The following is a 26,759-nucleotide window of genomic DNA, read 5'->3' as shown; positions in this document are numbered from 1 at the left end:
CCTTCTCCTTCGGGAGAAGGTGCCCGGAGGGCGGATGAGGGAGCGGACCATCAGCTTGACGGGACCTTCCTCTTGTAAGTCATTCTCCCGCCCTCATCCGTCGCTTCGCGCCACCTTCTCCCGAAGGAGAAGGGAAGCTAGTAACCCAGCACTTCCACCACACTGCCAGCCGGGAATTCCTGCGCACCCTCCCCCAACACAATCAACACATCGCTCTCGGCAGCCGCACGTAAACGATGGGAGGCATCGGCGCTATTGGGCAATACGCTGAGCATGCCGTCCTGCCCGTATTGCAGACGACCGCGCAGGAATTCGAGGCGATCGTGGGGTTTCTTCCAAGCCGCGGAGAGCCGAGCAAAACGCCGCGCGCGCGGCTCCGCCCTGCCCTGCAGACCGTCCAAAAGCTTGCGACCCAGAGTGAGAAAAGTCGCGAGTACCGAAACCGGATTTCCCGGCAAACCCAGAAACAGCGCTCGATCCAGATGCCCGAAAAGCACCGGCATACCCGGTTTCATTTTCACTTTCCAGAAGTGGATCCCGCCCTGCGCGGCCAGCAAGGCAGGCAGGTGGTCCTTTTCGCCGGCGGAAACGCCGCCGCAGGTGATGACCACGTCGAAAGCCGAAGCCGCATCGCGCAGCGCGGTTTCGATACGGGTGGGATCGTCCGGCAAGGTCGGCCAAGCGACCGGTTCCAGCCCCTCGGCGCGGAGCAGACCCATCAGCAGTTCGCGGTTGCTGTTGTAGATCTGACCGGGAACCAGCGGCAGCCCCGGCTCCACCAGTTCATCGCCGGTCGTGAACACCGCGACCGTGGGACGTTGCGAGACTTCCAGGTCGGCCATGCCCAGCGCCGCCGCAAGACTGATACGCGCCGGAGAAAGAACCGAGCCCCCGCGGAGCACCACGTCGCCGACTTGTACGTCTTCGCCGGAGCGGCGAATGTCGGCGCCTGCCACCACGCCGGCCGGCACGGTCAGCACGCCCTCGTTTTCGTGCACGTCTTCCTTGATGACTACCGTATCGGCGCCGCCCGGTAGTGGCGCGCCGGTCGTGATGCGGATGCATTCGCCGGGCTGCAGCGCCTGCTCAAGCAAGGGTCCGGCGAACTGCGCACCGACGATACGCAGGCGGCTGTCGCTTTCCAGATTCAGATCGGTATGGCGCAGCGCGAAGCCGTCCATCCGACTGTTGTCGAAGGCCGGCAGATTGATGGGTGCAGTGAGATCGCGGGCCAGAATGCGTCCGTCCACGCGTTTGATCGCCAGCCGCTCGTGGGCCAGCCGGCGTTCGCTGGCGATATGATCGACGATGCGCGAGGCGTCGTCGTAGCTGATGCGTGTGGGAAAGCCGCCCATCGTCTCGCTATCGGATGCCGCGCTTATTTGCCGCGCTTGACGTGCCGGATCAGGCGGCGCTTCTTGGCCACCTGCTTGTCGGTCAGCACGTTCTTCTTGCCTTCGTAGGGATTCACCGAATCCTTGAAGATGAAGCGCACCGGCGTGCCCACCATCTTGAAGCGCTTGCGGAAGAAATTCTCCAGATAGCGCTTATACGACTCCGGCAAATTCTTCAGTCGGGTGCCATGCACCACGAAGGTCGGCGGATTGAGACCGGCCGGGTGCGCGAAACGCAATTTCGGCGCGTTGCCGCGAACGGCAGGCGGTGGATTGGTTTCATAGGCCACTTCTATGGCCTTGGTCACTTCGCTGGTGCCGTGCTCCTTGGTGGCTGAGGCATGCGCACGGTGGATGGCGCGGAACAGCTCGCGCAAGCCGGAACCGTGCTTGGCGGAAATGCGCACGTTCTCGGCCCACTCCACGAAATTGAGTTTGCGCGACAGCAGCGATTCGGTCTGCTCGCGCTGGTAGGTCTCCAGGCCGTCCCACTTGTTCACCGCGATCACTAGCGCACGACCAGCGTCCAGGATGGCGCCCAGCACGGTCGCATCCTGATCGGTAACACCCTCTGTCGCGTCCAGCATCAGCACCGCGACCTGGCATTGCTCGATCGACTGCAGCGTCTTGATGATGCTGAAGATTTCGACCGCTTCCTCGACCTTGGACTTGCGGCGCAGGCCGGCGGTATCGACCAGCCGGTACTGGCGTCCGTCCCGCTCCATGTCCACGGAAATGGAATCGCGGGTAGTGCCTGGCACTTCGGAAGCGATCATGCGCTCCTCGCCGAGCAGGCGATTGAACAGGGTCGACTTGCCGACGTTGGGACGGCCGACGAAGGCGATGCGTACCCGCGCAGGATCGTTGTCCAGGACCGCGGTGGTGCCTACCTCGGGGACGCGCTTCTGTACTTCCTCCAGCAGTTCGTCGATGCCCTGGCGATGTGCGGCCGAAACGGTGATGACGTCGTTGAAGCCGTAGCGCGAGAACTCCGAAATCGCCGTGGATTCCTCCAGACCGTCGATCTTGTTGATCACCAGCAGGGTCGGGCGTGCGGTCTTGCGCAGCCAGGTCAGGATGTCGTCATCGAGCGTCGACGCGCCTTCGCGGCCGTCGACGATGAACAGAACTAGGTCCGCTTCTTCGGCCGCAGCTCGCGCCTGACGTGCGGTCGCTCCTGCGAGGCCTTCCTCTTCGCCGGCGATGCCGCCGGTGTCCACCACCATGAACGGCTTGTCCTCGTCCAGGCGGCAGATGCCGTAGTTGCGGTCGCGGGTCACTCCCGGCTGGTCGTGGACCAACGCGTCGCGGCTGCGGGTCAGCGCATTGAATAACGTCGATTTGCCCACGTTGGGGCGGCCGACCAGTGCAACGAGGGGAAGCATATTAAGAAGCCGGAGAAGAAAAATGGAGATTGCTGGCCTGCGCGGCAGGCTTTGCGGACAGGATTATCTCCTATTCGGCAGGTCGGCATGGCCGATACGAGAAAAGCGCACCGGAGTGCGCTTTTTTCCGGCTGCCGGCCAAGGCTGGCGGGCCGAGTTATTGCAGGCGGAACGCGGTCAATTCGCCTTCGACGTTTTGCACCAGCAGGACCCCATCGGCCACCACCGGCTTGGCGCGCACCGCCTTGCCGCCGACGCGTTCGCGGGCGGCTTCTTGCCCGTTGTCCAACCGCAGCCAGTGCACGTAGCCGTCGAAATCGCCGACCACCGCAAAATCGCCATGCACCGTGGGCGCCGTCAGCGAGCGACGAGCCAGCGAGGTATTGGACCAGAGCGAAGCACCCGAAGTCTTATCCAGTGCCCAGACCAAACCGGCCGGGTCGGAAACGATCACGTTGCCCGAGGACAAGCCCAGACCACCCGGCCCGCCATTGTCTCGGCTCCAAAGAGGACGGCCGCTGGGACCGTCGATGGCGACGGTTTCCTTCTTGAAACTGGTCGCGTAGACCGTGGTGCCGTCGAGTACCGGCGCGCCGTCGACATCGGCCATCCGTTCCAGCTCGGTGCGCCCCTCGGGTACGCCGATCACCTGGTTCCAAAGCGGACGCCCATCGTTCAAAGCCATGGCGGAAAGGGTGCCATCGTCGTTGCCGACGAAGACGAAGCCGGGGCCCAAGGTTACCGGCGCATTGCCGCGGACACTCAGACTGGGAAGATCATGGTTGGAGAACCAGCGGCGCTCGCCAGTGGCCGCGTCGAAAGCCGACACGCGGCCATCGTTGGATCGCACCAGCACGAGGCCCTGCCCGATCGCAGGCGCTGCGATTACTTCATTGGGAACCTTGGCTTGCCACTTCTCTGCACCGGTGGCCGCATCCAGCGCGATCACCTTGCCATCCAGCGAACCGACGACCACCAGGCCGTCGCCAGCACCGGGACCGCCCGCCAAGCGTTCTTCGGACTTGTATTGCCATACGGTCTTGCCGGTCTGCAAGTCGAACGCCCGCACACCGCCTTCGACGGCTGCGGCATAGACGCGACCGTCCGCTACTGCGGGACCCTGGTGAACACCTAGGCGATCTTCGCCCTTGCCCGCATTGGCGCTCCACAATTTGGAAACCGTGGCGGTGGCGGTGAAGTCGACCAGTTCCGCCGGTTCGGTGGGTTTACCGTCGTCCTTACCCTTGCCGCCGAACCAACCCTTGACCGTGCTGCAGCCGGACAGCACCACTGCCAAGACCGCGATCGCCATAATGCGTTTCAACAGGGTGCGTTCGAGCATGATGCGTTTGAGCATGGAAACCGGCCTCATGAAGTTGGCTGCGCGGGCTTGGGCGGCGTGCCGCCCAAATCGCTGAGTTTCAGCTCGACCAGACGACGTTGCGGCGCAGCCACATCCATCCCGGTCAGAGCCTTCAAATAAGTGTCGCGTGCCTGATCGCGCTTGCCTGTGGCGAGCAACGCGTCGCCGCGCGCCTCCAGGCTGGCGCTGTCGGTAGCGTCACTCAGGATTTTCAGGGCTTCTTCGCCCTTGCCGGCGTCGGTCAGCAGCCTGGAGAGGCGTAGATCGACCAGCGATTGCAGCGTCTGATCCGCCTTGATGCCACGAAGCGTGACGATAGCCGCTTCCGCTTGTCCGGCGTCGACCTGGGCCTTGGCCAGCCGCAACGCGGCCAAGTTCGCATAGGCGTTGCCGTCTTTCAGCTTCCCGACTTCGGCCTGGGCTTTCTTGAGATCGGCGGTGCCTATGCTGTCCAGTGCGGACTGGTAGCTGACGTTAGCCTGTTCGGCCTGCTGGACCTGATGCTTCTGCCACCACTGCCAGCCAAAAATTACCGCGAGTCCCAAGGCTATGCCGCCGATCAATCCGGCGCCGTTGTTTTTCAGCCAATTGCGGACGCGCTCGCTTTGTTCGTGCTCGTCGAGCAGATCGTCGATCGCCATGCGTACTCTCGCCCCGTCTAAGCGGGGTCTTCGGTTCGGGGTTGGACAGGGTATCTGTTAGAAACCCGCGCGCAGGTCAGTCAGTCAGCGACCGGCGCGAGGGAACCGTCAGAGGATACCGCAAAGCGCGCAATGTTCGCTCGCTTGTACGGCGTCAGATCCACCGTACTACCTCCTTGCTGAACCTCGACCGCCGCCGCGTTGCCCAGCACGACGCGTCCGACTTCCCCGCTGCGGAAACTGCGTTCCTCGCCGGCTTTGAGCAGCCCGTACTCGAGGTTGGCGCCGCCTGGTGCGTCGATCTGCACCCAGCTATCGCCGGTCATGCGCAGGCTCAACCCATTGCTGCCGTTACGCGGCAGAGGCGTCAGCGACGCGACATACGGTGCAGCTTGCACACCGGCAACGGATGGCGACGACTTGTCCGCGCCAGCACTCTGCCCAGCCGATACGGCAGATGCGGGCACGACATCCAGCGACGCAGTGGTCTGGGAGGATTCTTTCAGATGCGATTGGGTGGCCACCCAGACCGGCACCGCGATCGCGGCGGTGATGACTACATAGACCGCGCGGCGCGCGACGCTTTCCAGTACCCGCTGGTAGCGCGGGGTGTGGCTGCGGCTGACCAGTTCCGCCGGGCGCACGCCCTGCAGATCGACACGCTCCAGGTACGGTTCGATGTCGACCTTGAGCAACTTGGCGTAACTGCGCAGCTGGCCGCGCAGGAAGACCGGCGCACCCAGCACCTGCCAGTTCTCTTCTTCCAGTGCCTGCACTACGCGGACAGGCATCTTCAGTTGACTGCCTACCTCTTGCAGAGTCAGTCCGGCACGCTCGCGCGCCTGGCGCAGGAGGGACCCGCAGCCTTCGGCGTAACGACCCGCAGACGGCAGGTCCAGTGGTGTCTGGTCAGTCATGGTCTCGATTTTTCCCCAGGGTTCGCGGTAACCACTTCGGGGAACTCCGCCCGTAACCGCTGAACATATCGGCTGGCGGCGGCCTTGTCGCCCAGCTTCTCTTCTATCCCAGCCGCCAGTTGTAGCACGGCTACAGTGGCAGGCGCAGCAGCCAATCTTCGTTCTGTGAACGCTCTCGCTTCAAAATAGCGACCTCGACGGTATTCGCTCTCGGCCAGGGAGGCCAGCGCATAGGCGTTTTGCGGGGCCATCGAGAGCGCTTTGCGCAAATCGCGGTCGGCGCGGTCGTACTGCCCGGTCTTCAGCGCGCATCCCCCGGCATTGGCCAGCGCCGACTCCGGGGTGTCGTAACCGGGCGCCGCCAGGGCGCGATCGAACCAAACCAGGGACTCGGCAGGAAAGCCATTACCGCACAGCCAAGCCCCGTAGTTGTTGAGCACCCCACCCTGCTTGGGCGCCGCCTCGGCGGCCCGTTTGTAGTACTCGCCCGCCTGGGTTTCGGCTCCCCTGCGGTCGGCGATGACGGCCAGCAAGGTCAAAGCGTCAGCGGACGAAGGGTTCGTCTTCAGCGCCGCCGTAGCCTCGACCTCGGCCGACTTCAGATCGCCTGCCCGCAACCGCTGCTCGGCCAAACTCAGTCTGCGCCCCAACGCCATTCGCTGGGTAGTCTTGGCGTCATCGGCAACGTGGTAGTCCGGAGCCACCCATTCGGCGCGTTGCTCCTTCATGGCCGGCTCCATAAAGGCCCGGCATCCGGTGAACAACGGCAGCAGTACGACCAGCGCGGCGAGTGCAGTACTACGCAGCCGCATCATCGATCCCTTGCGACTGCAAATGCAGGCGGAATTCGGCCTGCCGCCGGGTGCGATCGACCACTTGCCCTTTCAGCTGCCCGCAAGCGGCGTCGATGTCGTCGCCCCGGGTGCGTCGCACCATCGTCAGTACCTGCGCATCCAACAGGATTTTCTGGAACGCGCGGATGTCCGCCTCGGTGCTGCGCTCATAGCGCGTGCCCGGGAATGGATTGAACGGGATCAGATTGACTTTGCCCGCGTCCTTCGACTGCACCGTGTTATCGAACTGGCGCATCAGCCGCGCCAGCTCGCGGGCATGCTGTGGCTGATCGTTGACGCCGCGCATCATGGTGTATTCGAAAGTCACCGAATCGCGCTTCTTGTTGTGCTGCACATAACGCGCGCACGCAGCCATCAGTTCGGCGATCGGGTATTTCTTGTTCAACGGAACCAGTTCCGTGCGCAGCTCGTCGTTGGCCGCATGCAAGGACACTGCGAGCGATACGTCGGACTCGACCGAAAGACGGTCGATCATCGGCACCATGCCCGCGGTGGAAAGCGTCACGCGCTTATTAGCTAGGCCGTAGCCCAGGTCGTCGCGCATCACGCTCATCGCACGCACGACGTTCTCGAAATTCATCAACGGCTCGCCCATGCCCATCATCACCACGTTGGTGAGTTTGCGCTGCAGGTGCGGCACGTTGCCCAGGTGGCGAGCCGCCACCCAGACCTGGCCGATGATTTCGGCGGTGGAAAGATTACGGTTGAAGCCCTGGGTGGCGGTCGAACAGAACTGGCAGTTCAGCGCGCAACCCACCTGCGAGGAAACGCAAAGCGTGCCGCGGCCCTTGTCCGGAATGAACACGGCCTCGATTGAATTCTTGCCATCCATCCCTAGCAGCCACTTGTGGGTGCCGTCGGTGGAAGGCTTTTCGAACTGTATCTGCGGAACCACGACCTCGGCATGTTGCTGCAGCTTCGCGCGCAGCGCCTTGCCGAGGTCGGTCATGGCATCGAAGTCGGTGACATAACGGTGATGGATCCACTTCATCACCTGATGGGCGCGGTAGCGCTGTTCGCCGAGGGTATCGGCGAAGAAGCGCTCCAGCCCCTCGCGATCGAGGTTGAGCAAGTTTTGTTTCTTGGCGACCTCGTTCACGGCATCGATCTCAGCGCGCGACCACTTCGGTCGCAGCGAAGAAATAGGCCACTTCCACCGCGGCGTTCTCCACCGAATCGGAACCGTGCGCGGCGTTGGCGTCGATCGAATCGGCGAAGTCGGCGCGGATCGTACCCGGCGCGGCATCCTTCGGATTGGTGGCGCCGAGCAGTTCGCGATGCAAAGCCACTGCGTTCTCGCCTTCCAGCGCCTGGATCATCACCGGGCCGGAGATCATGAAATCAACGAGTGCATTGAAGAACGGACGTTCGCGGTGCACGGCGTAGAAACCTTCCGCTTCACGACGCGACAATTGCTTGTACTTGGCGGCCACGATCTTCAGACCGGCCTTTTCGAAACGCGAATAAATCTCGCCGATTACGTTCTTGGCGACGGCATCGGGCTTGACGATTGACAGGGTGCGCTCCAGCGCCATGGATTTTCTCCGTTGGGTGGGCCACTGCGGACCCGAGGTTAACATGAAAAACCCGCGTCGAAACGCGGGCTTAGACTAACAAGCGTAGCGGAATTCTAACGTATCGGCGGCACATTTGCAGCGTTTCGCGCGCCCTCTGTTGCGCCGCAGCATGACTTCCAAAGCCACTAAGCACAAAATCAAACAAGCGTTTGATTACCGAGAGCCTTATGGCCAACACCGCCCACTTTTCCACCAAGGACCGGATCCTAGGCGCCGCCGAGGAACTGTTCGCCCAGCACGGCTTCGCCGGCACCTCGCTGCGCCAGGTCACCAGCCGTGCCGACGTCAACATCGCCGCGGTCAACTATCACTTCGGCTCGAAGGAGAACCTGGTCAACGAGGTCTTCCGTCGGCGTATGGACGACATGACCACGCTGCGCCTGAGTCAGCTTAAAACCGCTCTGGAACAGCATCCCGGCGAGCTTCGGCCGGTGTTGGCCGCGTTCGTGGAACCCGCCCTGGCGATGTCACAGGACCGTCATGGAGGCGGCGCGTTCGTGCGCGTGGTCGCACGCGCTTACGCGGAAAAAAACGATGGCCTGCGCAAGTTCCTGTCCGATCACTACGGCCACGTGCTGCGCGAATTCGGCAAGGCGATCGCCACTTGCGTCCCCGGCCTGAGCAAAGAAGAACTGTACTGGCGGCTCGACTTTCTGGCCGGCGCGCTTACCTACGCCATGGCCGACTTCGGGCTGATTAAGCGACCCGCCGATGTCACCGAAGCAGCGCACCGTGAGCGCGCCGCACGCGAATTGATCCGTTTCGCTGAGGCCGGCATTCGTGCCGGCAACTGAATAATTCTAATTTATAAACAAGGATTTATAGGATATGTCTAACAAATTACTTGTACGTCGGGTCGCAGTGCTCGGGGCCGGGGTCATGGGTGCGCAGATCGCCGCGCATCTGACCAACGCTGGTGTGGACACCGTGCTATTCGACTTACCTGCGAAGGAAGGAAATCCGGACGGCGTGGTGCTGAAGTCCATCGCCAACCTGGGCCAGCTCAGCCCCGCCCCGCTGGCCAGCAAAACATTGGCCGAGGCGATAACGCCCGCCAACTATGAGAGCGGACTGGAACAACTGCGCGGTTGCGACTTGATCATCGAAGCCATTGCCGAGCGCATGGACTGGAAGCAGGACCTTTACAAGAAGATCGCCCCGTTCGTGGCCGACCATGCGGTGCTGGCCAGCAACACTTCGGGCTTGGGCATCAATGCCCTTTCCGATGTGCTGCCGGAACAGCTGCGCCACCGCTTCTGCGGCGTGCATTTCTTCAACCCGCCGCGCTACATGCACCTGGCCGAACTGATCCCGACCAAAGTCACCGATACCGCCGTGTTGGAGGGCCTGGAAGGTTTCCTGGTCACCACCTTGGGCAAAGGCGTGGTCTACGCCAAGGACACGCCCAATTTCATCGGCAATCGCATCGGCGTTTTCTCGATCCTGGCCAGCATCCACCACACCGCCGAATTTGGCTTGGGTTTCGATGAAGTGGATGCCGTCAGCGGCCCGCTGATCGGGCGCCCGAAGTCGGCGACCTACCGGACTTCCGATGTGGTCGGCCTGGACACCATGGCCCACGTCATCAAGACCATGGGCGACACCCTGCCCAACGATCCGTGGCACAAGTATTTCGCCGCGCCCAAATGGCTGGGGGCGCTGATCGCCAAGGGCGCTTTGGGACAGAAGACCGGCGCCGGCATCTTCCGCAAGGTCGGCAAGGACATCGTGGTGCTCGATCTGAAGGCGCAGGACTACCGCCCCTCGACCGGCGTCGCTGCGCCGGAAGTCGTCGAGATCCTGAAGTTGAAGAACCCGGCGGAGAAGTTCGCCAAACTGCGCGAAAGCCAACATCCGCAAGCGCAGTTCCTGTGGGCTACGTTCCGCGATTTGTTCCATTACAGCGCCTACCATCTGGCCGATATCGCCGAGACCGCGCGCGACGTCGACCTCGCGATTCGCTGGGGCTACGGCTGGGCGCTGGGTCCGTTCGAGACCTGGCAGGCTGCCGGCTGGAAGCAGGTGGCCCAGTGGATCGCCGATGACATCGTGGCCGGCAAGACCATGAGCTCGGCGCCGTTGCCGAACTGGGTATTCGACGGCCGCGAAGGCGTGCATGCCGCCGAGGGCAGCTATAGCCCGGTCAAGAACGCCAAACTGCCGCGCTCTTCCCTGCCCGTCTACCAACGCCAGCGTTTCCCGGATCCGCTGCTGGGCGAGAAATTCCCGGCCGGCGAAACCGTGTTCGAGAACGATGGCCTGCGCATGTGGACCGACGGCGACGGCATTGCAGTGGTCGGTTTCAAGACCAAGATGAACACCGTCAACGACCATGTGCTCAACGGCCTGCAGGAAGCGGTGGGCCGCGCCGAGCGGGACTTCAAGGGACTGGTGCTGTGGCAGAACAGCGAACCGTTCTCCGCCGGCGCCGATCTTTCCGGCGCCATGGGCCTGTTGCAGGCTGGCAACGTGGCCGGATTCGAGGCCATGGTCGCCAACTTCCAGGCCACCAGCCAACGCATCAAATATTCGCTGGTGCCAGTGGTAGTGGCGGTGCGCGGGCTGGCGCTCGGCGGCGGTTGCGAATTCCAGATGCATAGCGCCAAGACCGTGGCGGGATTGGAAAGCTATATCGGCCTGGTCGAAGCCGGTGTGGGTCTGCTGCCGGCCGGCGGCGGGCTTAAGGAAATCGCAGTACGCGCTTCGCAGGCCGCGGGTCCAGGCGGCGATGTGTTCGCTGAACTCAAGAAGACCTTCGAGACCGTGGCGATGGCCAAGGTTTCGGCTTCGGCGATGGAAGCGCAGGAACTCGGTCTGATGCGCAGAACCGACAAGATCGTGTTCAACGCCTTCGAGCTGCTGTACGTGGCCAAGCAGGAAGCACTGGCGCTGGCCGAAAGCGGCTACCGCCCGCCCCTGCCCGCGCGCCGCATCCAGGTCGCCGGCGATGTCGGCATCGCCACTTTCAAGATGATGCTGGTGAACATGCTGGAAGGCCGTTTCATCAGCGAATACGACTACGAAATAGCAGTGCGCATCGCCACCGTGCTGTGCGGCGGCGCAGTGGATCGCGGATCGCTGGTCGACGAGGAATGGTTGCTGAAGCTCGAGCGTCAGCACTTCGTGGAACTGGCACAACAGGAAAAGACCCAGGCGCGCATCGGCCACATGCTGAAGACCGGCAAGCCCCTGCGCAACTAAGCGACGAATCGAGGAATTACGAGAATGAGCAAGCAGATCCAAGACGCCTACATCGTCGCCGCCACCCGCACCCCGGTAGGCAAAGCTCCTAAGGGAGTTTTTCGCAATACCCGTCCCGATGACATGCTGGCGCATGTGCTGAAGGCCGTGGTCGCCCAGACGCCGGGCATCGACCTGAGCCGCATCGACGACGCCATCATCGGCTGCGCCATGCCCGAAGGCGAGCAAGGCATGAACGTGGCGCGCATCGGCCTGTTGTTGGCCGGCCTGCCCAACACCATCGCCGCGCAGACCATCAACCGCTTCTGTTCTTCGGGCCTGCAAGCCGTGGCGCTGGCGGCCGACCAGATCCGCCTGGGCAACGCCGACCTGATGCTGGCCGGCGGCACCGAATCGATGTCGATGGTGCCCATGATGGGCAACAAGATCGCTCTGGCGCCCAGCGTCTTCGATAACGATCACGTGGCCATCGCCTACGGCATGGGCATCACCGCCGAGAAGGTGGCCGAGGAGTGGAAGATCTCGCGCGAGGATCAGGACGCCTTCGCGTTGGCCTCGCATCAAAAAGCCATCGCGGCGACGCAGGCAGGCGAGTTCCGTAGCGAAATCACCCCTTATGAAGTGATGTCGCACACCCCCGACCTAGCCGGCAACACCATCCAGCTGCGCAAGCTGCTGGTGGAAAACGACGAAGGTCCGCGTCCGGATACCACACTGGAAGGCCTGGGCAAGCTGCGCACCGTGTTCCGTAATCCCCAGTTCGGCGGCACCGTCACTGCGGGCACCTCGTCGCAGATGAGCGATGGCGCCGCGGGTGTCCTGCTGGCTTCGGAACAGGCGATCAAGGATTACGGCCTGACCCCACTGGCGCGATTCGTCTCTTTCTCGGTCGCCGGCGTGCGTCCGGAAGTGATGGGCATCGGCCCCATTGCCGCGATTCCGAAAGCGCTGAAGCAGGCCGGCATTACTCAGGACCAACTCGACTGGATCGAGTTGAACGAAGCTTTCGCAGCGCAAGCCCTGGCGGTAATTCGCGATGTGGGCCTGGACCCGTCCAAGATCAACCCGCTTGGCGGCGCCATTGCGCTTGGCCATCCCTTGGGCGCGACCGGCGCGATCCGCACGGCCACTCTGGTCCACGGCATGCGTCGTCGCCAGCAGAAGTACGGCATGGTGACGATGTGCATCGGCACAGGCATGGGTGCAGCGGGCGTGTTCGAAAGTCTCTGAACCACATAGTCGTTGAATAGAAAAGGGCAGCCACTAGCTGCCCTTTTTTCTAGTCAGCAGCGCATGCACGCCGCCGAATTATTCCAGTTCGGTGACGCCAAGTTCCTTGAGCGCGTTCTGCATCAACTGCTGCGCGGCATCGCTCAGTTTCTCGTGGTCCAGCGCATAACGAATGGTGGCTTCGATCAGGCCGATGTGCGTACCGCAGTCGAATCGCGTACCACGGAAACGATAGGCGTGTACGGGGTGTTCGGCCAGCAATGCCGCGATCGCGTCGGTCAGCTGGATCTCGCCGCCAGCCCCGGGCGTAGTGTTCTCCAGCAGGTCGAAAATACGCGAACTCAGCACATAACGTCCCACCACTGCCAGCGTGCTCGGTGCCACTTCGGGGCTGGGCTTTTCCACGATGGCGGAGATACGCCCCTCGCGGCCGGAAAATGTTTCGGTCGCCACGATGCCGTAACTGCCGGTCTGCTCGCGCGGCACGTCCTGCACAGCGATCACACTTGCCCCGGAAGATTCGGCGGCGTCCGCCATCTGCTTGAGCGCACCCGGGCCACGGTTCCAGATCAGATCGTCGGGCAGCAATACCGCGAAAGGTTCGTCGCCCACGATGGGCTTCGCGCAAAGCACCGCATGTCCCAGCCCCAGCGCTTCGGCCTGAGTGACGAACACCGCGCGCACGTGCTTGGGCAGCACGTTGCGCACCAGTTCGAGCTGCTCCAGCTTGCCTGCCTGCTCGAGCTTCTGCTCAAGCTCGTAGGCTTTGTCGAAGTAGTCGGCCACCGCGTGCTTGTAGCGGTTGGTAACGAAGATCAGCGTATCGCAACCGGCTTCCACCGCTTCATCCACCGCGTATTGGATCAGCGGCTTGTCGATGATTGGCAGCATCTCCTTGGGGACGGTCTTGGTGGCGGGCAGGAATCGGGTTCCGAGGCCTGCGACGGGGAAAACGGCTTTCCGGATACGTGGGTTCATCGGGTATGTCTGGCCTCGCGGGCGGGGAATTGCACGATCGTGGCGCCGGCGTCACCGCTCTGCCCGGAGGGAGAGAATTCGGGTATCGCCGCACGCAGAATGCGTGAAAGTTCATCGTTGTCGTAGTTGGCTACCGCGGTCTGCAGCAGGGAAACGGCACGCGTGATGATCTCCGTCGAGGCATCGCGCGCGCGCGCTTCGAGGATCTTGGAATGGGAGGTGGGCCGATAGAGTTCGTCCGCGTGAAACAGCGTTTCATGCAGCTTCTCACCGGGGCGTAGCCCGGTATAGACGATGGCGATGTCCTTGCCGGGCTGCTTTCCGGCCAGTCGGATCATCTGCTCGGCGAGAACGCGAATCGGTACCGGGTCGCCCATGTCCAGCGTGTAGATGGAGGCATGCGCAGCACTGGCAGCGGCCTGTACGATCAACTGGCAGGCTTCCGGGATAGTCATGAAATAGCGCGTCACATCCGGATCGGTGACGGTCACTGGCCCGCCCAGGCGGATCTGCTCGCGAAAGAGAGGTACCACGCTTCCTGCCGAATCCAGCACATTGCCGAAACGTACAGTCACGAAACGCGTCGAAACGCGGTCATCCAGGGTCTGGCAAACCATTTCGGCCAGACGCTTGGTCGCGCCAAGCACATTGACCGGATCGACCGCCTTGTCGGTGGAAATGAAGACGAAGGTCCCCACATTCGCTTCGCGGCAGGCCCGGGCCACGGCTTCGGTCGCCAGCACGTTGTTGCGCACCGCTTCGCGTAACTGTTTCTCTAGAAGCGGAACCTGCTTATAGGCCGCCGCGTGGAAAACCGCATCCGGCTCGGCGGTCTTCAACGCATGTTGGATAACCGCCGGGTCGCCGCAATTACCCAAGACCGAAATGATCTCGAGATCGGGAAATGCGCGATGCAGCTCTGTCTGAGCCGTCACCAGCGCGAGCTCATCGACTTCCAACAAGGCGATCCTGCTCGCGCCATGCCTGGCGCACTGACGGCAGAGTTCTGAACCGATGGAGCCGCCGGCGCCGGTTACCAGGACGGTACGTCCACCCAGCCAACCGCGAATGAGTTTCCAATCGGGAGTGATCGGCTTGCGCCCTAGCAGGTCGTCGATGGCGACTTCTTTGAGCTCGCCAGGCAAAGAACGGCCTTCCAGCACGTCCACCAGTCTGGGCACCGTGCGGAATGGCAGGCCGGTGCTTTCGCAGATCGCCACCACCCGCTGCATGCTCGCCGCATCCAGCGACGGCATCGCGATGACGATCAGCTTGGCGGCGGTTTCCTTGGCAATAGTCGCGGCATCGGACAATCCGCCGAGCACGGGAACGCCATGCAGCTTGGTGCCCTGCAGACGGGCCGAGTCGTCCAGCAGACCGACCGGCTGATAGGCGCCGCTGCGCCGCAGGTCGCGCACCAGGGCCTCGCTGGACCTGCCCGCACCAAGTATCAGGACCCGCAGGGCGATGCCGTTCTTGTTGTCCGTGTTCTGATTGTCCTTCCAGGCCCGAAACATGAGGCGTGGCATACCCAGCAGACCCACCAGCAGGAACGGATACATCACCAGCACAGCGCGCGGCACCGAGCCCAGACGGTTATAGAGGGCCAGCCCCAAGGCAAGCGCCAGCAAGCCGATCAGACTGGCTTTAAGGATATTGCCCAGGTCGGGAACGCTGGCAAAGCGCCAAAGACCCCGATAAAGACCAACCCACCAGAACACCAGCCCCTGCGCGACCAGGACGATCGCGATTTCAGGCGACCAGAGGGGGTACGAAGGAGGGTTGGGCAACATCGCATAACGCAGATGGTGCAGCGCTTCCCAACACAACCAGACCATCAACAGATCGTGCCCGACCACCATCAAACGGGGTACCACGGCAGCCATCTTTCCGCGCCAAGAATTCACTTTTGCGCATCCTTACTCATTAGAGATATCCCTGCGCATGCGCGCCCATAAAAAGCCTGCGCCCAGAAACCATACCAGGCAAATACTTGCTGACCCATAGTCCGTCCAGCCTATCCCAATAAGAACCAGCATCGCGGCCACGAGGCTGAATCCTGCGTAAGCCAAGGTGACTCCCACGTGACTCACATTACGACCCGCCCACTTTTGGTAGGTGTGCTGGACATGCGGCGTCCACCAACGTTCCCTTCGCAGGATGCGCATACCCAATGTGAAGCCCGCGTCTACCAGGAATGCGGAAATCGGCAGCAGAAGCAACGGCCAGGGAACCCGGTCCGAGCGGAAAGCCGCTATCAGCAGTCCCGCGAGCAGGAACCCGAGCGCCCCACTGCCCACATCGCCCAGAAAAATCCGGGCCTTGGGGAAATTGAAAGGCAGGAATCCAACCAGAGCCGCGAGCAGTCCCGCCGCTATCCATCCCCAAACCCCACCGGCCAGGAGCAGCGCCATGGCGAAAGCAACGATCGCCGCCTGGCTGGCCGCCAGCCCATCGATGCCGTCCATGAAGTTCCAGACATTCACCAGCACCAGGGCAAGAACGAAGGCCACGACAGGGGCGAGTAAACCCGGACCGGAGCTGTGCACTCCCCAAGCCAGAAGAAATGCCGCCACCGCATGCACCAACAACCTTGGCCAGGCCGGAATGGGTCGATGATCGTCTACCCAGCCGATACCCGCGACCAGGACCAACCCAGTGGCGAAACAGCCCAGCAGAAAAGCATCCGGTGGATTTTTCAGCGTCAGCCAGACTATTCCCAGCAATACGGTTACCACTATCGCGATACCGCCTCCTCTTGGGGTGGCCACGACATGACTACGCCGTTCGCCGGGCTGGTCGAGCAACTGCTTCTTCAATGCATAACGTCGAGCCAACCATGTGCCTGTTGCTGCGAGCACCAGGTGCAGCAGCATCCATGCCGGTAGTGCTGTCATCAGACCACCGCGTAATTCAACAGCGGTTTCACCGTTCCCCACTCCTTGCAACTGGGACACTGCCAATGGTGGGTACGCGCGCCGAAGCCGCAGCGCGTGCAGCGATAGCTCGGATTGCGCACCAGCAATTGATCGGTGATGTGCTTGAGGTCGGTCAGGGTGGCGGTGGGATCGGCGCCTTCGGCCAGGGTCAGATCGATCAGCGCCGCTTCCCCACGCACCGAAGGACGGTCCTTCAACTGACGCGCCAGATAGGCACGGGCCGCTGCAACGCCATCCTGGCTTTCTACCAGTCGGGTAAGCGCCAGCACTGGCGCTATGCCCCGGTAGTGCTCGCACATCTCGGAAAGGAACGCCCGTGCGCCGGACAGGTCCGCACCCAGTTCGTAGTTCGCCATCAAGCTGGGCAACACCTCGGGCAAGTAGTCCGGATCGTGCCGTGCCGCACGCTCGAATGCGCGTATCGCCGCTTCATGATTGCCGACATCGGATTCGATACGTCCTTCCAGGATGCCCGCTCGCACGCAGCTGGCGTCCGCCTGGTAGGCGCGTGCGATGGCGGCGCGGGCGGATTCGACATCGTTCGCAGTGCGGTGCCGCTCGGCCAGTTCGCACTCGAACTGGGCGATCAGCTTACCCATCGGCTCGCCAGCGACCTCTTCGTAGCGGGTGGCGTTGTCGATGGCTTTTTCCCAATCCCGCTCGGTCTGGTAAATGCCGATCAGATGCTTGAGCGCCTGCGGGGCGCGTTGATCGATGCGGGTCAGGTCGCTGAAAACGGTCTCGGCACGATCCAGTAAACCCGAGCGCATGTAGTCTTCGCCCAAGGCCAGCAACGCCTGCACTTTCTGCTGATCGCTCAGGTCGTGGCGCTGCACCAGCCCCTGATGGAGGCGAATGGCGCGGTCCACCTCGCCACGACGGCGAAACAGATGGCCTAGGGCGACCTGGGTCTCGAAGGTTTCCTTGTCCAGTTCGGCGATATGCAGGAATAGCTCGATGGCTTTGTCGGGCTGTTCGTTGAGCAGATAGTTCAGGCCGCGGAAGTAAGTGCTTGAGAGCCGGCTGACCTGGGTGTCGCCATGGCGCTGCCCGCCCCTGCGCCCAATCACCCAGCCGCTAAGCGCGGCCAGCGGCAGGAATAGAAAGAACCAGAACCATTCGTTGAGGAATTGCATTTGCTGGAGGCCTATCTGATGGCTCAGGCGGCACTGCTACCGACCGGGGGCACAGGCGCCGCAGCCTGCTTGTTGGCTTTGCGCAGTTTCGTATACAGAGGCCAGACCAAGGTCGCCAGGACGATCAGACCGCCGATGATCACCCCCGCCAGCAGCGAAAGGATGATGGCGACTCCCGAAGAAGTCTGGATATCGGCAAACAGCAATTTGAGCGTGATGGGCTGCGTGTTCAAAACGCCGACCAACAACCCGATGCCGAGGAAGATCAACGCAATGATCAAGCGGAAAATGTTCATCGGGCAGCTCCATTCTCGGGAGCGGCTAGCTTAGCCGAGACTGCTGGCGACGACACGCCGAATGCAGCGCGGTAAAGCGGGAAGCAGCGCTTATTCGCCGCTTTCCTCGATGGGTGTCACGCTGCTGACACGTTCGCGCAACTCCTTGCCAGGCTTGAAATGCGGCACGTGCTTAGCCGGCAGGGCCACCGAATCGCCCGTCTTGGGATTGCGTCCCAAGCGGGGCGGACGGTAATGCAGGGAAAAACTGCCGAATCCGCGGATCTCGATGCGCTCGCCATGGGCCAGGGCACCGCCCATCATCTCCAGCAGCGACTTCACTGCAAGATCGACGTCATCGGCCTTCAGGTGCGGCTGGCGACGGCTCAAGATTTCGATGAGTTCGGATTTGGTCATCGTCACAGAGATAGGCGAAAAGCACCACTACCGGCCCGGATTGAACCGGGCCGGAGTGGATCGAGTGGCTTGCTTACTCGGACTTGTTGCCGTCCAGCTGCGCGCGCAACAGCGCGCCCAACTGGGTGGTGGCGCCCGTGGAGGAAGACTGCGACTGGTAGTCCTCCAGCACTTCGCGCATTTCCGCGTCGTCTTTCGCCTTGATCGACAGCTGCAGGGTGCGGCCCTTGCGGTCCATACCCATGAAACGCGCTTCGATCTTGTCGCCCACCTTTAGGTGCTGGCTGGCGTCGTCGACGCGTTCGGTGCTGATGTCGCGTGCGGCGACGTAGCCTTCCACGCCTTCGGCGATGTCGATGATGGCGCCCTTGGCGTCTACTTCACGCACCGTGCCTTCCAGCTTGGTGCCCTTCGGGTTGGCCGCCATGAACTGGCCGAACGGATCCTGCTCAAGCTGCTTGACGCCCAGGCTGATGCGTTCGCGTTCCGGGTCCACGGCCAGCACGACGGCTTCCAGCGTGTCGCCCTTCTTGTAGTTGCGGGCCACGTCTTCGCCGGTGGAGTTCCAGCTGATGTCGGACAGATGGATAAGACCGTCGATACCGCCGTCCAGGCCGATGAAGATGCCGAAGTCGGTGATCGACTTGATCTGGCCCGACACTTTGTCGTTCTTCTTGTGGATGGCAGCGAAGGTTTCCCACGGGTTAGCGGCGACCTGCTTCATGCCCAGCGAGATGCGGCGACGCTCCTCGTCCACATCCAGCACCATCACTTCCACGTCGTCGCCGACCTGCACCACCTTGGACGGGTTGACGTTCTTGTTGGTCCAGTCCATTTCCGAGACGTGCACCAGGCCTTCGACGCCCGGCTCGATCTCGACGAACGCGCCGTAATCGGTGACGTTGGAAACCTTGCCGAACACACGGCTGTTGGCCGGGTAGCGGCGGGCGATGTTATCCCACGGATCCTCGCCCAGCTGCTTCAGGCCAAGGCTGACGCGGTTGCGCTCGCGGTCGTACTTCAGCACGCGGACGTCCAACTCCTGGCCGACTTCCACCACTTCGGACGGATGGCGCACGCGCTTCCAGGCCATGTCGGTGATGTGCAGCAGACCATCGATGCCGCCCAGGTCGACGAACGCGCCGTAATCGGTGAGGTTCTTGACCACGCCCTTCAGCACCACGCCTTCCTGCAGCTTGTCCATCAGCTGCTCGCGCTCTTCCGAATGCTCGCTCTCGACCACCGCACGGCGGGAGACCACCACATTGTTGCGCTTGCGATCCAGCTTGATCAGTTTGAACTCAAGCTCCTTGCCTTCCAGGTAACCCGGGTCGCGCACGGGGCGCACATCGACCAGCGAGCCCGGCAGGAACGCGCGGACATCCTTGATGTCGACGGTGAAGCCGCCCTTGACCTTGCCGCTGATGCGGCCGGTGATGGTGGCGTTGGCTTCCAGTGCTTCTTCCAGCTCGTCCCACACCATGGCGCGTTTGGCTTTCTCGCGCGACAGCACGGTTTCGCCAAAACCATTTTCGAGCGAGTCGAGCGCGACCTTTACTTCATCGCCGACGGCAACGGTGAGCGTGCCGTCGTCGTTACGGAACTGTTCGATCGGCACGATGCCTTCGGACTTCAGGCCGGCGTTGATCACCACCACGTCGTTGCGGACTTCCACCACGGTGCCCATGACGATGGAGCCGGGCTTCAGTTTGGTGAGGTGGATCTGGCTCTGTTCAAACAGTTCTGCAAATGATTCGATCATTGAATAAATCTCGGTTGATGACGCAGACCGGGCACTTGTTGCATGCGCGCCGGTCCACCCGTTGTCGGCCTGGCGGGATGCCTATGGCCGTGAGTGTTGTGGTGGAAAAACCGTCGGAAAGATCCCGACGGGACTGTTTTTGTTGCGTTGTCTGCTGCGTTGGATCCGAACCGGACTAGGCTTTCACCAAGGCCAACACGCGTTCCACGACCTGATCGATGTTCAGACCAGTGGTATCGATGAGGACGGCGTCTTCGGCCGGCCTCAACGGCGCCACCGTGCGCTGGGCATCACGGGCGTCGCGGGCGAGAATCTCCCGTAGCAGACCGTCTATTGTGACCGAAACCCCTTTGTCTTTCAACTGGTTATAGCGCCTTTCCGCTCTTTCCTCGGCACTGGCGGTCAGGAAAACCTTGTAGGAAGCGTCCGCGAAGATGACTGTCCCCATGTCCCGTCCATCGGCCACCAGTCCCGGAGCCTGCCGGAAAGCCCGTTGGCGCTCTTTGAGGGCGGAACGGACCTCGGGGAAGGCGGCGATGGCCGAGGCGACCGCCCCGGTAGTTTCGAGCCTAAGCTCATCGGTGGCATCGGAGCCATTGACCCAGACCCGCAGATCGCCCTTGGCGTCTTCCTTGAAGATCACTGCGGTATCGAAGGTGCAACGCACCAGGGCCGCGGGGTCGGAAATGTCCAGATTGGCCCAGCTCGCCGCCACGCCCACCGCCCGATACAAGGCGCCCGAGTCGAGGTAATGCCAACCCAGTCGGGCCGCCGCGATTCGGCTCACGGTGCCTTTGCCAGCACCCGAAGGGCCATCGATGGTCAGAACTGGAATGCTGTCGGACATGGGAACCCCGTGGTTTTGACGGCATTATGCCCGGCCGCCCCGCTGGCAACCGGCGCATCACCAGCCGTTGGCGGGCAAAGGCTTGAACCTCAAGGAAAAAACCCGCTAGAATGCGCGGCTTGATTTTTGTCCCGGCCGAACCACTGGTCCGTTCCGGCCATATTCCCAGACAGTTACAGTCCAAATTTCCCGAGGTGCGTCATGAAAGTCCTTTCCTCCCTGAAGTCGGCAAAGACCCGTCATCGCGACTGCAAGGTGGTCCGCCGCCGTGGCAAGGTCTTCGTGATCTGCAAGTCGAATCCGCGTTTCAAGGCGCGTCAGCGCTGAACCCAGGTATGCCCAAGGCGCGTCAGCACTGAAATATCGGGTTAGCGTCGGCGCCAAGTGGCGCACCGCCGCAAGCTACCGAAAGACCGCCTCCGGGCGGTTTTTCTTTATTCGGGCCACCTAGCGGTCCGCGATCCGGAGGCATAGCGACGCGCTCACCGTCACGATTGCTGCACTACACCGTGGCACGGCGGTTTTTTGTTGGGGCCGTTTTGCTATAAAGACCCGTCCTTTGGGGAGCCACCACTATGAACCACCGCCTTCTCGCTATTCCGATGTTCGTTCTGCTCTGCTGCGCGGGCACCGCCAGTGCCGACACCCTGCTGATCGAGCGGGTTCAGGAAACCCCTGCTGCAGTGCCCGTGCGCGGCCAAACTGCCGCTGACGTGGAAGCCAGGTTCGGCGCACCCCAACAGAAGCTCGAACCACGCGGTGGCCAGAAGCGCCAGTGGCCCGTGATCAATCGCTGGGTGTATCCGGCTTTCACCGTGTATTTCGAAAAAAGCCGCGTCATCGACGTAGTCGCCAACCAGGCCAGCCCGGAAGAAATCGGGCCCAAGCCCCCAATCCGATAGCTCACCCGATAGAACTGCAATGACCGATGCTTTTCGCTTCCCTGCGGAATGGGAACCCCAATCCGCGGTCCTGATCGCGTGGCCGCACGCCGAAACCGACTGGGCCGAACGGCTTGGTGAAGTGGAGGAAACCTACGTAGCGCTGGTCGCAGCGATCACCCGTTTCGAACCGGTGGTCATTTGCGTCGCCGACGAAGACCTGCAGACCTATGCAGAAGCACGTTTGCGCTCGGCACGCGTGGACATGAACCGGGTGCGCTTCGTACCAGCGGTCGAATACGACGACACCTGGCTACGGGATACCGGCCCGATCACCTTGCGCAATGGCGATCGTTTCAAGCAATTGGATTTCCGTTTCACGGGCTGGGGGGGCAAGTACGGTGCCAGCCGCGACGACCTGCTGATCGGCGAGCTATCCGGGATGAACCTTTTTCATAACTACTTCGTGCAAAGCATTGATTTTGCGCTCGAAGGTGGCGCAATCGAGACCGACGGTGAGGGCACTCTGCTCAGCACCTGGAAATGCTTGCACGAGCGCCATCCGGAGCTCCCGCGCGAAGAAATCACCACCCGCCTGGCGGGTTGGCTGCACCAGGACCGCGTGCTGTGGCTGGATCGCGGCTATCTGGAAGGCGACGATACCGATGCGCACATAGATACGCTGGCGCGCTTCGCCGGGCCGGAAGCTATCGTGTTCCAGGCCTGCGATGACCCGGCCGATTCGCATTACGCCGAACTAGGCGCGATGGCCGAGGAAATCGCGGCGCTACGCACCCGCGATGGCAAGCCTTATCGCTTGTTCCCGCTGCCGTGGGCACAACCGATCCTGGATGGAGGTCGGCGCCTGGCGGCTTCATACGCCAACTTCCTGATCGTCAACGGTGCGGTGCTGATGCCGGCTTACGGCGATATGGCCGACGCCAAGGCCGCCGCGGTACTGGCCGAAGCATTTCCGGATCGCGAAATCGTGCAGGTACCCTGCCGTTCGCTGATCTGGCAGAACGGCAGCCTGCACTGCATCACCATGCAATTGCCGGAAGGAATGCTGGCCGCAGGATGATCTCTGCGTCACGGAAATACGGATACATGTCTTTAGTTGGGTCGCGATAAAACGATTCGTTTACACAACGGACCACCGCATCGCCGATAACCCAAGGTTCCCGCCTCGACGGAGACCGCCCATGTATTCACGACGCAGGTTTCTGACCGCCGCCGCTACCGCGGCCGCCGGCCTCACCCTTGCCGCCTGCCGGGACGACGCGCAGGCGGTGACGGCTGCCACGCTCTCTGCGACTCCAGGCGATCAGCCCTTGAACATGCGCAGCATTCCGTCGAGTGGCGAGAAACTGCCGGTGATCGGCATGGGCACCTCGGGCAGCTTCGAAGTCGGCGATTCGGCGTCCGAGCGCGATCCCTTGCGCGAAGTCTTGAAACGATTCTTCGCCGGCGGCGCCACCCTGATCGACACGGCTCCGACCTACAGTGTGGCTGAGGATGTACTGGGCGCGTTGTTGGCCGAACAACGGCTGCGCGGCAAAGCATGGATCGCCACCAAACTATCCGGCGTCAACGGACGCGAAGCCGGCCTGGCGCAGTTCAACGACACGTTGCGGCGCCTGAAGACCGACAAGGTCGAACTGCTGCAGGTCCACAACCTGGGCGATCTGAAAACCCAGCTCGCCCTTGCGCGCGAACTGAAGGCGCAAGGCAAGGTGCGCTACGTGGGTGTGACCCATTACCTGGAGCGCGCGCAGGACGAACTGGCCGACGTAGTGCAGGCGGAGAAACCGGACTTCCTGCAAATCAATTATTCGGTGGTATCGCGCGGTGCCGAAAAACGCGTTTTCCCGCTGGCGCGCGAGTTGGGCGTGGCGGTGCTGGTGAATCGGGCTTTCGAGGACGGTCGCCTTTTCTCCCAGGTGGCCGACAAGCTGCTTCCCGCCTGGGCCGCCGCCGCGGGTATCACCTCATGGGCGCAGGCCTTCCTCAAATTCGCCTTGAGCCATCCGGCGGTGATGATCGTGATCCCGGCTACCGGCAAGCCGGATCGGCAGAGCGATAACCTTAAGGCAGGCGTGGGGCCGGACCTCGATGAGGAACAGCGGCAATCGTTAATCGCAGCGGTCGGTTGATTGCGGAATGAACGAAGGCGACGGCAATCCGGTACTGCGCGCGATAGCGAAACTGTTCAACATCGAGGCGCGCGAGGCGTCGGCGGTATTGGCCGGCTTGCTGATGTTCTTTTTCCTGTTCACCGGGTACTTCATGCTGCGGCCAGTGCGCGAGACCATGGGCATTACAGGTGGCGTGGACAACCTGCAGTGGTTGTTCACCGCCACCTTCGTGGCGACGCTCGTGGCGTTGCCGCTGTACGGCTGGATCGCTTCGAAGGCGGCGCGGCGTCGGATCCTGCCTTGGACCTACGGCTTCTTCGTACTCAACCTGCTGGCGTTCGCAGCGGGATTGTTGGCGCAACCTGAAAACCTCTGGCTGGCGCGGTCCTTCTACGTCTGGCTGTCGGTCTTCAACATGCTCACTATTTCGCTGGCGTGGAGCGTGCTGGCGGATCTGATGGCCACCCGCCAGGCCAAGCGTCTTTTCGCGCTGATCGCGGCTGGCGCCAGCTTGGGCGGCCTGACCGGGCCGCTATTGGGCACGCTGCTGGTCGCGCCGCTGGGGCATGCGGGCCTGCTCGTGCTTTCCGCCGCGTTCCTCGCAGCCAGCGCGATATCGGCCATGTGGCTGCAGCGCTGGCGCGACAGGCATCCGCTGCCCACCGAGGAAACCGGCGCGCGCCAGAAGCCGTTGGGTGGCAATCCCTTTGCCGGCGCCACCGCGGTATTCAGATCGAAGTACCTGATGGGCATCGCGATCTTCGTGATCCTGCTTACCAGCGTCAGCACCTTCCTCTATTTCGAACAGGCGCGGCTGGTCGCCGAAACTTTCACCGATCGCACGCGCCAGACCCAGGTCTTCGGCACCATCGACACGGTAGTGCAATCGCTGGCCATTCTGACCCAGGTGCTGGTCACCGGCCGGGTCGCGCAACGCTTGGGCGCAGGCGTGCTGCTGGCGGCGGTGCCGTTGATAGTCGCCGCTGGGTTCGTCTGGCTCGCGCTATCGCCTGTTTTCGCAGTGTTCGTGGTGGTGATGGTGGTACGCCGCGCCGGCGAATACGCCTTTGTCCGGCCAGGCCGAGAAATGCTGTACACGGTCGTTCCTGCCGAGGACAAATACAAGGCCAAGAACTTCATCGATACCGTCGTCTACCGTGGCGGCGACGCCATCAGCGCCTGGGTCAAGCGCGGTCTAGACCTGCTGGCCGAACACCCGGCGACGGCGATGATCATCGGCGCCGTTATCGCGCTGGTCTGGGCCGGCAGCGGCGGCCTGCTGGGCCGGTGGCACCGTCAACGCGAAGAAGCGTCGCCTGCGGGCCGCGGTTAACGCCATCCGCGATACCATGCGCGCTTTCCGCAGAACCGCCCCACGATGACCCGCAAAACATTGCCCGTCGCCCTGATTCAGGAAAAGGCCATCATTGATCAAGGCCGTGGCAACGCCGAGGCCAACCTTTCCATCATCGAGGCCCGCGTCGCCGAAGCCGCCGCTCGCGGCGCCAGGCTGGTGCTGCTGCAGGAACTGCACAACGGCGCGTATTTCTGCCAGCACGAGTCGGTCGCCGAGTTCGACCTGGCCGAACCCATCCCCGGCCCCAGCACCGAGCGCCTGGGCAAGCTGGCAAAGCAGCATGGCGTGGTGCTGGTCAGCTCGCTGTTCGAACGCCGCGCTGCCGGGCTGTACCACAACACGGCCGTCGTCTTCGAGAAGGACGGCAGCACTCTGGGTAAGTACCGCAAGATGCATATCCCGGACGATCCGGGCTTCTACGAAAAGTTCTATTTCACCCCCGGCGACCTCGGCTTCAAACCGATCGACACCTCGGTGGGCAGGCTTGGTGTGCTGGTCTGCTGGGACCAGTGGTATCCGGAAGCCGCGCGGCTGATGGCGCTGGCCGGTGCGGAACTGCTGCTTTACCCCACCGCCATCGGCTGGGATCCGGACGATGCGCAAGACGAAAAGAATCGCCAGCGCGATGCCTGGATCCTGAGCCATCGGGGCCACGCGGTGGCCAACGGCTTGCCCGTGCTCTCGTGCAACCGGGTGGGCCACGAGCCCTCGCCCATCGCTTCCGACAAGCACGTGGGCGCATCGGGCATCCAGTTCTGGGGCAACAGCCACGTGTTGGGTCCGCAAGGCGAATTCATCGCCGAAGCCGGTGGAGATGCCGAGATCCTCAGCACGGAAATCGACCTCGACCGCAGCGAACATGTGCGTCGCATCTGGCCGTTCCTGCGCGACCGGCGCATCGACGCCTACGGCGATTTGCTGAAGCGGTATATCGATTGAACCTGCAGCTGCGCACGGCCACCCGCACCGACATTCCGCATATCCATGAGCTGTACGCCCAGGAAGTGCGCGACGGCGTGGCGACTTACGAGTACGAAGTCCCGGACGAGGCGGAGATGGCGCGGCGCATGGACGAGCTCCTGAGTCGCGGATATCCGTACCTGGTCGCCGAGCGGGAAGGGGTATTCGCCGGTTATGCGTACGCCAGCTCCTATCGCGGCCGTGCGGGCTATCGCTGGACCGTGGAAGACACGGTCTACGTGAAAGCCGAAGCGCAAGGAAAAGGAGTAGGCCGCGCCCTGCTCTCCCGACTGATCGCCGACTGCGAAGAACTCGGTTTCCGCCAAATGGTCGCGGTGATCGGCGAACCCGGCAACGGCGCCTCGGTGGTGCTGCACGAGAAGCTCGGCTTCAACATCATCGGCATATTTCCGGGGCTGGGCCGCAAACAGGGGCGCTGGCTGGACACGGTGCAGATGCAGCGGGCATTGGGCAGCGGCAAAAACGAAAAACCTTCAGAAGAATGAATCC

General features: G+C 62.5%; 26 protein-coding genes. 10 read left to right on the top strand and 16 right to left on the bottom strand.

Translation table 11 applies throughout. The features are described 5' to 3' along the window. Positions 1 to 137 precede the first annotated feature (137 nt). The 8 genes from AC1DTQ_RS02970 to ndk all read right to left on the bottom strand — a co-directional run bounded on the left by AC1DTQ_RS02970 (position 138) and on the right by ndk (position 8,089). A complete protein-coding gene (locus AC1DTQ_RS02970) occupies positions 138 to 1,355 on the bottom strand; it encodes a molybdopterin molybdotransferase MoeA (RefSeq protein WP_477847825.1) in 1,218 nt (405 codons plus the stop codon). Positions 1,356 to 1,378: 23 nt separating this feature from the next. Next, positions 1,379 to 2,779 (bottom strand): ribosome biogenesis GTPase Der, encoded by a 1,401-nt coding sequence (der, locus tag AC1DTQ_RS02965; RefSeq protein ID WP_477847823.1) that lies wholly within the window; start codon positions 2,777 to 2,779, stop codon positions 1,379 to 1,381. Between the two features lie 157 nt (positions 2,780 to 2,936). Beyond that, positions 2,937 to 4,121 carry an outer membrane protein assembly factor BamB gene (bamB, locus tag AC1DTQ_RS02960; RefSeq protein WP_477848352.1) on the bottom strand — a complete coding sequence of 395 codons (1,185 nt, stop codon included), beginning with the start codon at positions 4,119 to 4,121 and terminating at the stop codon, positions 2,937 to 2,939. 26 nt (positions 4,122 to 4,147) lie between these two features. Beyond that, positions 4,148 to 4,783 carry a YfgM family protein gene (locus tag AC1DTQ_RS02955; RefSeq protein ID WP_477847821.1) on the bottom strand — a complete coding sequence of 212 codons (636 nt, stop codon included), beginning with the start codon at positions 4,781 to 4,783 and terminating at the stop codon, positions 4,148 to 4,150. 80 nt (positions 4,784 to 4,863) lie between these two features. Continuing rightward, positions 4,864 to 5,700, bottom strand: coding sequence for a helix-turn-helix domain-containing protein (locus tag AC1DTQ_RS02950; protein ID WP_477847819.1), 837 nt, complete (start codon positions 5,698 to 5,700; stop codon positions 4,864 to 4,866). Further along, positions 5,697 to 6,512, bottom strand: coding sequence for a type IV pilus biogenesis/stability protein PilW (gene pilW / locus AC1DTQ_RS02945; RefSeq protein ID WP_477848351.1), 816 nt, complete (start codon positions 6,510 to 6,512; stop codon positions 5,697 to 5,699). The genes AC1DTQ_RS02950 and pilW overlap by 4 nt, the downstream gene beginning before the upstream one ends. After that, a complete protein-coding gene (rlmN, locus tag AC1DTQ_RS02940) occupies positions 6,499 to 7,653 on the bottom strand; it encodes a dual-specificity RNA methyltransferase RlmN (RefSeq protein ID WP_477847817.1) in 1,155 nt (384 codons plus the stop codon). The genes pilW and rlmN overlap by 14 nt, the downstream gene beginning before the upstream one ends. A 10-nt stretch (positions 7,654 to 7,663) precedes the next feature. Beyond that, a complete protein-coding gene (gene ndk / locus AC1DTQ_RS02935; RefSeq protein WP_310090570.1) occupies positions 7,664 to 8,089 on the bottom strand; it encodes a nucleoside-diphosphate kinase in 426 nt (141 codons plus the stop codon). A gap of 209 nt (positions 8,090 to 8,298) precedes the next feature. Between ndk and AC1DTQ_RS02930 the strand changes: the two genes are divergently transcribed. Genes AC1DTQ_RS02930 through AC1DTQ_RS02920 form a run of 3 tightly spaced genes read left to right on the top strand, consistent with a single transcriptional unit; the run spans position 8,299 to position 12,562 of the window. Further along, positions 8,299 to 8,925, top strand: coding sequence for a TetR/AcrR family transcriptional regulator (locus tag AC1DTQ_RS02930; RefSeq protein ID WP_477847815.1), 627 nt, complete (start codon positions 8,299 to 8,301; stop codon positions 8,923 to 8,925). A 34-nt stretch (positions 8,926 to 8,959) separates the two neighbouring features. Continuing rightward, positions 8,960 to 11,332: a 3-hydroxyacyl-CoA dehydrogenase/enoyl-CoA hydratase family protein gene (locus AC1DTQ_RS02925; RefSeq protein WP_477847813.1), complete on the top strand. Its 2,373-nt coding sequence runs from the start codon at positions 8,960 to 8,962 to the stop codon at positions 11,330 to 11,332. A gap of 24 nt (positions 11,333 to 11,356) precedes the next feature. Further along, on the top strand, positions 11,357 to 12,562 hold the full coding sequence (locus AC1DTQ_RS02920) for an acetyl-CoA C-acyltransferase (protein ID WP_477847811.1): 1,206 nt from the start codon (positions 11,357 to 11,359) through the stop codon (positions 12,560 to 12,562). Between the two features lie 78 nt (positions 12,563 to 12,640). On the opposite strand, the gene galU is transcribed toward AC1DTQ_RS02920, so the two are convergent. The 8 genes from galU to cmk form a co-directional block, all read right to left on the bottom strand. Continuing rightward, positions 12,641 to 13,540 carry a UTP--glucose-1-phosphate uridylyltransferase GalU gene (galU, locus tag AC1DTQ_RS02915; protein WP_477847809.1) on the bottom strand — a complete coding sequence of 300 codons (900 nt, stop codon included), beginning with the start codon at positions 13,538 to 13,540 and terminating at the stop codon, positions 12,641 to 12,643. Then, positions 13,537 to 15,447, bottom strand: coding sequence for a polysaccharide biosynthesis protein (locus AC1DTQ_RS02910; protein ID WP_477847807.1), 1,911 nt, complete (start codon positions 15,445 to 15,447; stop codon positions 13,537 to 13,539). The genes galU and AC1DTQ_RS02910 overlap by 4 nt, the downstream gene beginning before the upstream one ends. A 12-nt stretch (positions 15,448 to 15,459) precedes the next feature. Continuing rightward, positions 15,460 to 16,437 carry an MraY family glycosyltransferase gene (locus AC1DTQ_RS02905; protein WP_477847805.1) on the bottom strand — a complete coding sequence of 326 codons (978 nt, stop codon included), beginning with the start codon at positions 16,435 to 16,437 and terminating at the stop codon, positions 15,460 to 15,462. Next, a complete protein-coding gene (gene lapB / locus AC1DTQ_RS02900; protein ID WP_310090557.1) occupies positions 16,437 to 17,615 on the bottom strand; it encodes a lipopolysaccharide assembly protein LapB in 1,179 nt (392 codons plus the stop codon). Before lapB ends, AC1DTQ_RS02905 begins: the two co-directional genes overlap by 1 nt. 23 nt (positions 17,616 to 17,638) lie before the next feature. Beyond that, positions 17,639 to 17,911 (bottom strand): lipopolysaccharide assembly protein LapA domain-containing protein, encoded by a 273-nt coding sequence (locus tag AC1DTQ_RS02895; protein WP_310090554.1) that lies wholly within the window; start codon positions 17,909 to 17,911, stop codon positions 17,639 to 17,641. A gap of 90 nt (positions 17,912 to 18,001) precedes the next feature. After that, positions 18,002 to 18,307: an integration host factor subunit beta gene (locus AC1DTQ_RS02890; RefSeq protein WP_310091581.1), complete on the bottom strand. Its 306-nt coding sequence runs from the start codon at positions 18,305 to 18,307 to the stop codon at positions 18,002 to 18,004. A gap of 73 nt (positions 18,308 to 18,380) precedes the next feature. Continuing rightward, positions 18,381 to 20,069, bottom strand: coding sequence for a 30S ribosomal protein S1 (rpsA, locus tag AC1DTQ_RS02885; RefSeq protein WP_310090552.1), 1,689 nt, complete (start codon positions 20,067 to 20,069; stop codon positions 18,381 to 18,383). A 175-nt stretch (positions 20,070 to 20,244) separates the two neighbouring features. Beyond that, positions 20,245 to 20,916 (bottom strand): (d)CMP kinase, encoded by a 672-nt coding sequence (gene cmk, locus AC1DTQ_RS02880; RefSeq protein ID WP_477847802.1) that lies wholly within the window; start codon positions 20,914 to 20,916, stop codon positions 20,245 to 20,247. Positions 20,917 to 21,117: 201 nt separating this feature from the next. Here cmk and ykgO point away from each other — a divergent pair, with 201 nt between their 5' ends. The 7 genes from ykgO (at position 21,118) to AC1DTQ_RS02845 (ending at position 26,755) form a co-directional block, all read left to right on the top strand. Then, on the top strand, positions 21,118 to 21,243 hold the full coding sequence (gene ykgO / locus AC1DTQ_RS02875) for a type B 50S ribosomal protein L36 (RefSeq protein ID WP_005913193.1): 126 nt from the start codon (positions 21,118 to 21,120) through the stop codon (positions 21,241 to 21,243). Between the two features lie 248 nt (positions 21,244 to 21,491). Continuing rightward, entirely contained in the window at positions 21,492 to 21,818 is a 327-nt protein-coding gene (locus AC1DTQ_RS02870) for a hypothetical protein (protein WP_477847769.1), read from the top strand. 19 nt (positions 21,819 to 21,837) lie between these two features. Further along, positions 21,838 to 22,878 carry an agmatine deiminase family protein gene (locus AC1DTQ_RS02865; RefSeq protein WP_477847768.1) on the top strand — a complete coding sequence of 347 codons (1,041 nt, stop codon included), beginning with the start codon at positions 21,838 to 21,840 and terminating at the stop codon, positions 22,876 to 22,878. 121 nt (positions 22,879 to 22,999) lie between these two features. Continuing rightward, entirely contained in the window at positions 23,000 to 23,950 is a 951-nt protein-coding gene (locus AC1DTQ_RS02860) for an aldo/keto reductase (RefSeq protein ID WP_477847767.1), read from the top strand. A gap of 7 nt (positions 23,951 to 23,957) precedes the next feature. After that, positions 23,958 to 25,265 carry an NTP/NDP exchange transporter gene (locus AC1DTQ_RS02855; RefSeq protein WP_477847765.1) on the top strand — a complete coding sequence of 436 codons (1,308 nt, stop codon included), beginning with the start codon at positions 23,958 to 23,960 and terminating at the stop codon, positions 25,263 to 25,265. Positions 25,266 to 25,310: 45 nt separating this feature from the next. Next, positions 25,311 to 26,228, top strand: coding sequence for a carbon-nitrogen hydrolase (locus AC1DTQ_RS02850; protein ID WP_477847763.1), 918 nt, complete (start codon positions 25,311 to 25,313; stop codon positions 26,226 to 26,228). Further along, positions 26,225 to 26,755 (top strand): N-acetyltransferase family protein, encoded by a 531-nt coding sequence (locus tag AC1DTQ_RS02845; protein WP_477847762.1) that lies wholly within the window; start codon positions 26,225 to 26,227, stop codon positions 26,753 to 26,755. The genes AC1DTQ_RS02850 and AC1DTQ_RS02845 overlap by 4 nt, the downstream gene beginning before the upstream one ends. Positions 26,756 to 26,759 lie beyond the last annotated feature (4 nt).

The organism is Pseudoxanthomonas sp. P4_B2, assembly GCF_056402315.1.
The sequence above is the reverse complement of the archived record's forward strand: the minus strand, read 5'-3'. Positions and strand labels throughout refer to the sequence as shown.